The 5,919-nt window shown below is 37.5% G+C and carries 4 protein-coding genes; 2 read left to right on the top strand and 2 right to left on the bottom strand.

Features of this window, described 5'->3' with window-relative positions; genetic code table 11:
- Positions 1-148: 148 nt before the first annotated feature.
- Together R3333_RS11840 and R3333_RS11835 are read right to left on the bottom strand one after the other, a co-directional pair.
- Positions 149-556 (bottom strand): hypothetical protein, encoded by a 408-nt coding sequence (locus R3333_RS11840; protein ID WP_318958987.1) that lies wholly within the window; start codon positions 554-556, stop codon positions 149-151.
- A 136-nt stretch (positions 557-692) separates the two neighbouring features.
- A complete protein-coding gene (locus R3333_RS11835; RefSeq protein ID WP_318958986.1) occupies positions 693-1,883 on the bottom strand; it encodes a phosphoglycerate kinase in 1,191 nt (396 codons plus the stop codon).
- Positions 1,884-2,378: 495 nt separating this feature from the next.
- Between R3333_RS11835 and R3333_RS11830 the strand changes: the two genes are divergently transcribed.
- The gene (locus R3333_RS11830; protein ID WP_318958985.1) at positions 2,379-3,491 is read left to right on the top strand and encodes an acyl-CoA desaturase; all 1,113 of its coding nucleotides are present in this window, start codon (positions 2,379-2,381) and stop codon (positions 3,489-3,491) included.
- 97 nt (positions 3,492-3,588) lie between these two features.
- On the top strand, positions 3,589-5,919 hold a 2,331-nt coding region (locus R3333_RS11825), incomplete at its 3' end, for a hypothetical protein (protein ID WP_318958984.1).

Raw genomic sequence — 5,919 nt, 5'->3', positions numbered from 1 at the left:
GGGATGAAGACAAGTATATTGAAGTTTCTCGAGAAATGATAGACTTACTCGGTGAGGTGAAAAGTATAAAAGTTTATATCTGGAATAAAGGTGGTTCTACTTTTACCTTGCGCAATTTTAAGGTAGTGGTTGAGCAATATCACGTGCATTAGTGCGTGATATATTTTTGCTTTTCTTGAAGCATACGCATGAGGAATTTTTCATTGACGTGAAAAGCTTTGTTCTTTTCGAATTTAATGAATTCTCCCGCAGCATGTAAATTGTAAGTGTCTGAGCTAAAAACAGCCAAATGGTGATAAGCGATTACCCAGGTAAAGCGTGTTCCACGTTGATTGAGGTGAATCAGGATGCCTTTAGGACGGAGTTCTATATTAGCCGTTAGTGTATCTATTGAATTTCTGAGCAATTTAAATCCATCAGAATAGGCTTTCACTGTCATTTTATAAGACCCTATGCCACCTAGCTGTAGGCGTTTAAAAATAGAAATAGGTTTTCCTACTTTGGCGCGAATGAAGTTTTCTTCTTCCTTGGTTGTATATGTAGAATCGATAATCATGGTTCACATGCATTTTTGTAATAACGTTTGAACCAATGTTTTGGTTTACTGCCAATAAAAAAGTCGCGCCTAATTAAAGACACGACTTTCTATATGTTTTAAAGGTGTACGTACAATTACGTGCTCCTTATAATTCTTAGTTGTTGATTGCAGCGATACCTGGCAATACTTTTCCTTCCAAGTATTCTAACATTGCACCACCACCAGTAGAAACGTAAGAAACTTTATCTGCTAAGTTGAATTTGTTAACTGCAGCAACAGAATCTCCACCACCTACTAAAGAGAACGCTCCATTTTCAGTTGCTTTTACAATTGCATTAGCAACGGCTACCGTTCCTGCTTGGAAGTTCTCCATTTCGAAAACACCCATAGGTCCGTTCCATAAAATCAATTTAGAAGCTTCGATTACTTTCGCGAATTCTTCCATAGAGTTTTTAGAAATGTCTAACCCCATCCATCCTGCTGGAATAGCATCAATGGCAACATCTTGTGTGTTCGCATTGTTATCAAATGCATCAGCAATTATCGTATCTGTAGGAATACAAATATTAACGCCTTTGTTTTTAGCTTCGGCAATAATATTTCTCGCTGTTTCTAAGTAATCATCTTCAATTAAAGAGTTACCTACTTCACCACCTTGAGCTTTTACAAAAGTGTAGGCCATTCCTCCACCAATAATCAAGTTGTCTACCTTGTCTAACAAACGCTCAATGATTGTAATCTTAGAACTTACTTTTGCCCCACCAACAATAGCTGTTAATGGTTTTTCAGTTGAGTTCAATACTTTCTCAACACTTTTAATTTCTCCTTCTAATAAGAAACCGAACATTTTATCATTCGGGAAAAACTTAGCAATGATAGCTGTACTTGCGTGCGCTCTGTGTGCTGTTCCAAATGCGTCGTTAACGTAAACATCACCGTGTGCTGCTAATTGTTTAGCAAAGCTTTCTGTTCCTGTAGTTTCGTGCTTGTAAAAACGTAAGTTTTCTAACAAAGCAACTTCACCAGCTTTTAAGTTAGAAGTTACCGCCTCAGCTTCAGCTCCTATACAATCGTTAACGAATTTCACCTCTTTATTCAATAAAGTAGACAGGTGTGCAACGATGTGTTTCAAAGAGAATTTTTCTTCTGGACCGTTGGGTCTACCCAAGTGCGACATCAATACTACTGCACCACCGTTATTTAAGATGTGGTTAATGGTAGGTAATGCTGCACGCATTCTCGTGTCATCAGTTATCTCAAAAGTCTCCTTATCTAAAGGAACATTAAAATCTACACGTACAAGTGCCTTTTTGTTTTGAAAATCGTAAGATTCAATAGAAGCCATATTTACTTTTTTATAGTGGGTGCAAAAATAGGAAGGTTAATTTAAAATTAAGAATTAAGAAAGCAGAATTAATTTGTTAGCGGTTAGAAGGCTAGATTTCTAGATGCCCAGAAGTGTTTGTTTCAAGTTAAGTAGGTTGGAGTGTTTGAATTTTCAAATCCCTCAAATTCTTTACTCTACTCATTTTTAAATTTTTAAATCAACCTTTCAAACCCTCAAACCCTCAAACCCTCAAACGATCGTACACTCCCACCCTCAATCCAAAAGCGTAGCCTTCCAAGCATTGATAATTATCAAACTTTCACAATCGGTCTTTGTGTTGTATCTTGTGCAACGTATTGGAGAACAGTGATTTGTTAATTGTTGTTAGACGGTAATGAGGAGACATTAGGCAGTGTTAATTAGAGGGCTATCCAATTAAAATAGATTATCTGCGTTTAATGTAGTAAATTTGCCCTTTCAAGTTGTGCAAGAACTTGCTATAAAACTTATTGAATGAATATATCACAAATTAGATTCGACAAAGAACACAACGTTGAATTTTACAAAACTTTGCAAAAAAGAGTAAGAGATTACTTTAAGGAAAACAATATCGATAGATATGGTAACTGGAACATGAAAATTAAAACAATCTTCATGTTGGCGCTATACATCGTTCCTTTAGTATTGATACTTACAACACTAGAAAATAACTTGGCCATCGTATTCATGTGGATGTTGATGGGGTTAGGAATGGCCGGAATCGGTTTATCAGTAATGCACGATGCTTGTCACGGTGCCTACTCTAAAAAGGCTTGGGTGAATTCTGTTCTAGGATTTACGTTGAACTGTTTAGGAGGTTCTGATGTTACATGGAGAATTCAACACAACGTATTGCACCATACCTATACAAACGTAACAGGTATGGATGAGGATATCGATCCTGGAAAGTTAATGCGTTTCTCTCCACACGCAAAACGTTATAAAGCACACCGTTTCCAACACATTTACGCATGGTTCTTCTATGGGTTAATGACAATTTCTTGGATTACAGCAAAAGATTTTAAACAATTGGCGCGTTACAAGAAGTTAGGATTAACGAAGACACAACAGAAGAGTTATAATCACATGATGACCGTTACGATTATTTCTAAAATCATGTATTACGGAGTTACTTTGGTATTGCCATTGATTTTATCTCCTATGGTTTGGTGGGGAACAGTTTTATGTTTCATCATGTTACACTTCATCGCAGGTTTAACATTAGGATGTATCTTCCAACCAGCTCACGTTGTTCCTTCATCGGATTACCCTGTTCCAGATGATTCAGGAAATATCAAAGCGGATTGGGCGGTTAACCAGTTGTTCAACACAGCAAACTTTGCGCAAAAAAGCAAATGGTTTACATGGTTCGTAGGTGGTTTAAATCACCAGGTAGAACACCACTTGTTCCCAAATATTTGTCACGTACACTATACAAACCTTTCTCACATTGTTCGTAAAACAGCAGAAGAATACAATTTGCCATACAACTCGCAAAAGACCTTCTTCAAAGCATTGAAAGTACACGGACAAATGTTGAAAGCATTAGGTACGCAAGATGAATTTGAAAGAGATTTCCACTTGTAGGATAAAGAAATAGACTAGTAAAGCTCAAACGAAAGTTTGGGCTTTTTTTGTGGCTAAAAGTTTCATATCCTGTATCTTGCAAGGAAAACCTCACGCTATGAAAACACTTCCACTAATCGTTTTATTATTTACATTTTCTGTATTTCTTTATGGGCAGAAGGAAGAAGCGGTTTTCAGTTCTCGAATTTCGCCAAACCAGTCTTTTAATACTCAAGGGTATAAATCGGCAATGCGGCACGTGAAGCAAATGAAGGACAACCAGGCCTTGCAAAAATCGGATTTAGATCAGAGTTGGGATCTGATTGGTGGATTAAACCTTGGGGGATCTGTAAATGAACTTTACTCTTCCCGTTTGGGAAGTGATACTATTTATATAGGATCCGCAAATGGAGGTGTTTTTAGATCAGAAAATGGGGGCGTGAGTTGGCAACCGCTGTTCGATGATCAGGTATTCTTGAGTGTTTCAACAATCCAATCTCTTCCTTCTAATGATAGTGTTTTATTTGTAGGTACTGGAGATGTAAACTTTTCGGATCCATCTTACGTTGGAGATGGGGTTTACAAGTCAACGGATTATGGCAATACGTGGGTGAATTTGGGACTCAATGATGTGGGAGTTGTTGCAGAGTTGTCGGTTAATCCAAGCAATGAAAACGAAATAATAGCAGCTTGTTTAGGGAGTCCTTTTGAGAAAAATAATAAAAGAGGAATATATAGGTCGACAGACGGTGGAATTACCTGGCAACAGAAACTTTTGGTGAGTGATTCAAGTGGAGTTGTGGATATTTCTAGAAGCAAGCAAGATCCAAATATCCTCTATGCTGCAAATTATAACCGCATGCTTCAATTTGGAAAAAGAGTGCATACAGGAGTAGATACCAAGTTATACAAAAGTATAGATGGAGGTGATACGTGGCAGTTGGTTAATTTGAATTTGCCCTATACGATTAACGGAAGGATAGGAGTAGAAATTGCACCCTCGAATGATGATTATGTATACGTAGTTGTGGCGCAAAACAACGGGGCTGGTTTGTTGTTACTTGCATCCTTTGATGGAGGACAAAGTTGGCAAATCAGAAAAAACGATGCACTATTTTTCAATGCATACGGGTATGATTTTTATAATTTTCAACCTTGGGAATTGACAAGTGTCTATGTAGACCCCCTGAATGAGGAGCATGTTGTAATGCCGGGTTTGGAAATTTGGAGTTCCACAGATGCTGGGCTTACATGGGAGAAGAAATCCGAATGGTTTAGAGAGAACTCTACGTCACATATTCATGATGTCCTTTTTGATGGTAATTCGAGTTTCAAAGTCGCATCCATTCACGGTGTTTTTGAAAATAGTGGAGTGGAATGGCTTCCTCTCGGGTACTTGCCAATCACACAATATTATGATGTAACCCCCTTAAGTGATTACCCAAATTTTTACATGGGGGCAGCACAACATATAGGTATTGTGTATGGAGATGAGCTTAATAATCAAAATTGGAGTAGAGATCCTTATTTTCCGGGTCATACAGCTTACAAGGTTTTTGCGAATGACACGTTGAGCTATGTGTATAGTACAGGGAGTAAGTTAAAGTCTAAAACGGTAGATTTATTTGAATTTCCGAATAACCTTGCCATCCATACAAATCCAGCTGTACATTATATAAATGGTTCGGGGAGATTGTTGTTTGGGTCAGATAGGCTAAATGTGGTCAGTAATTTACCCAATACGTTTTATTCCATTCTTTCTAATGATTTAACGAATAACCTAGGAGGACAAAATACTTTTCATTCACTCTCGGAGGTTGAAATAGGTCTGTATAGCAATAATGTTGTTTACACAGGGAGTACGGATGGTAAAATATTTGAATCAAGTAATATTCAAAATGGCCCTGCCTCGTTTGTAGATCTTACACCCGGATCCCCATTGCCTCAAAAGTATGTTACCGATATAAAATTGAGCTACGAAAATCTCAATGTTGTGTATGCAAGTTTTAACGGCTATTTTAATAGTGATAGTGCATCCTATTTATTTCGAAAGACTGCAAACAGCAATACTTGGATAGATATTTCTGGTGACCTACCACCAATAGGAATTAATAGTATTTGTATTGCGAACGGGACTAGTGATAGTGTAATCTTTGTGGGAACCGATGCAGGAGTGTTCATTACTCAAAACACGGGTTTAAATTGGACTTATTTGGGAACGGATATGCCAGTTATTGCTGTAATGGATGTTGAGATTGATTACGAAAACGAAAAATTAATTGCAGGTACTTTTGGTAGGTCTATGTACAGTTATGATATTTCCTTCTTAAATCTTGTAACCCCGCCTTTGTCTACCGTAGAGAAAATAACAAATGAACTTACACTTTATCCAAATCCAGCTCAGGACATGCTCTTTGTTCTAGGGGTGGAAAATCAAAGCTACCAAGTT

The sequence above is a fragment of the Lishizhenia sp. genome (assembly GCF_033720595.1).
GTDB lineage: Bacteria > Bacteroidota > Bacteroidia > Flavobacteriales_D > Crocinitomicaceae > Lishizhenia.
The sequence above is the reverse complement of the archived record's forward strand: the minus strand, read 5'-3'. Positions and strand labels throughout refer to the sequence as shown.

What these genes read in the sequence shown, in the direction of transcription:
- R3333_RS11840 (WP_318958987.1), bottom strand. Translation starts at nt 556, where the DNA reads ATGATTATCGATTCTACATATACAACCAAGGAAGAAGAAAACTTCATT.
- R3333_RS11830 (WP_318958985.1), top strand. Translation starts at nt 2,379, where the DNA reads ATGAATATATCACAAATTAGATTCGACAAAGAACACAACGTTGAATTT.
- R3333_RS11835 (WP_318958986.1), bottom strand. Translation starts at nt 1,883, where the DNA reads ATGGCTTCTATTGAATCTTACGATTTTCAAAACAAAAAGGCACTTGTA.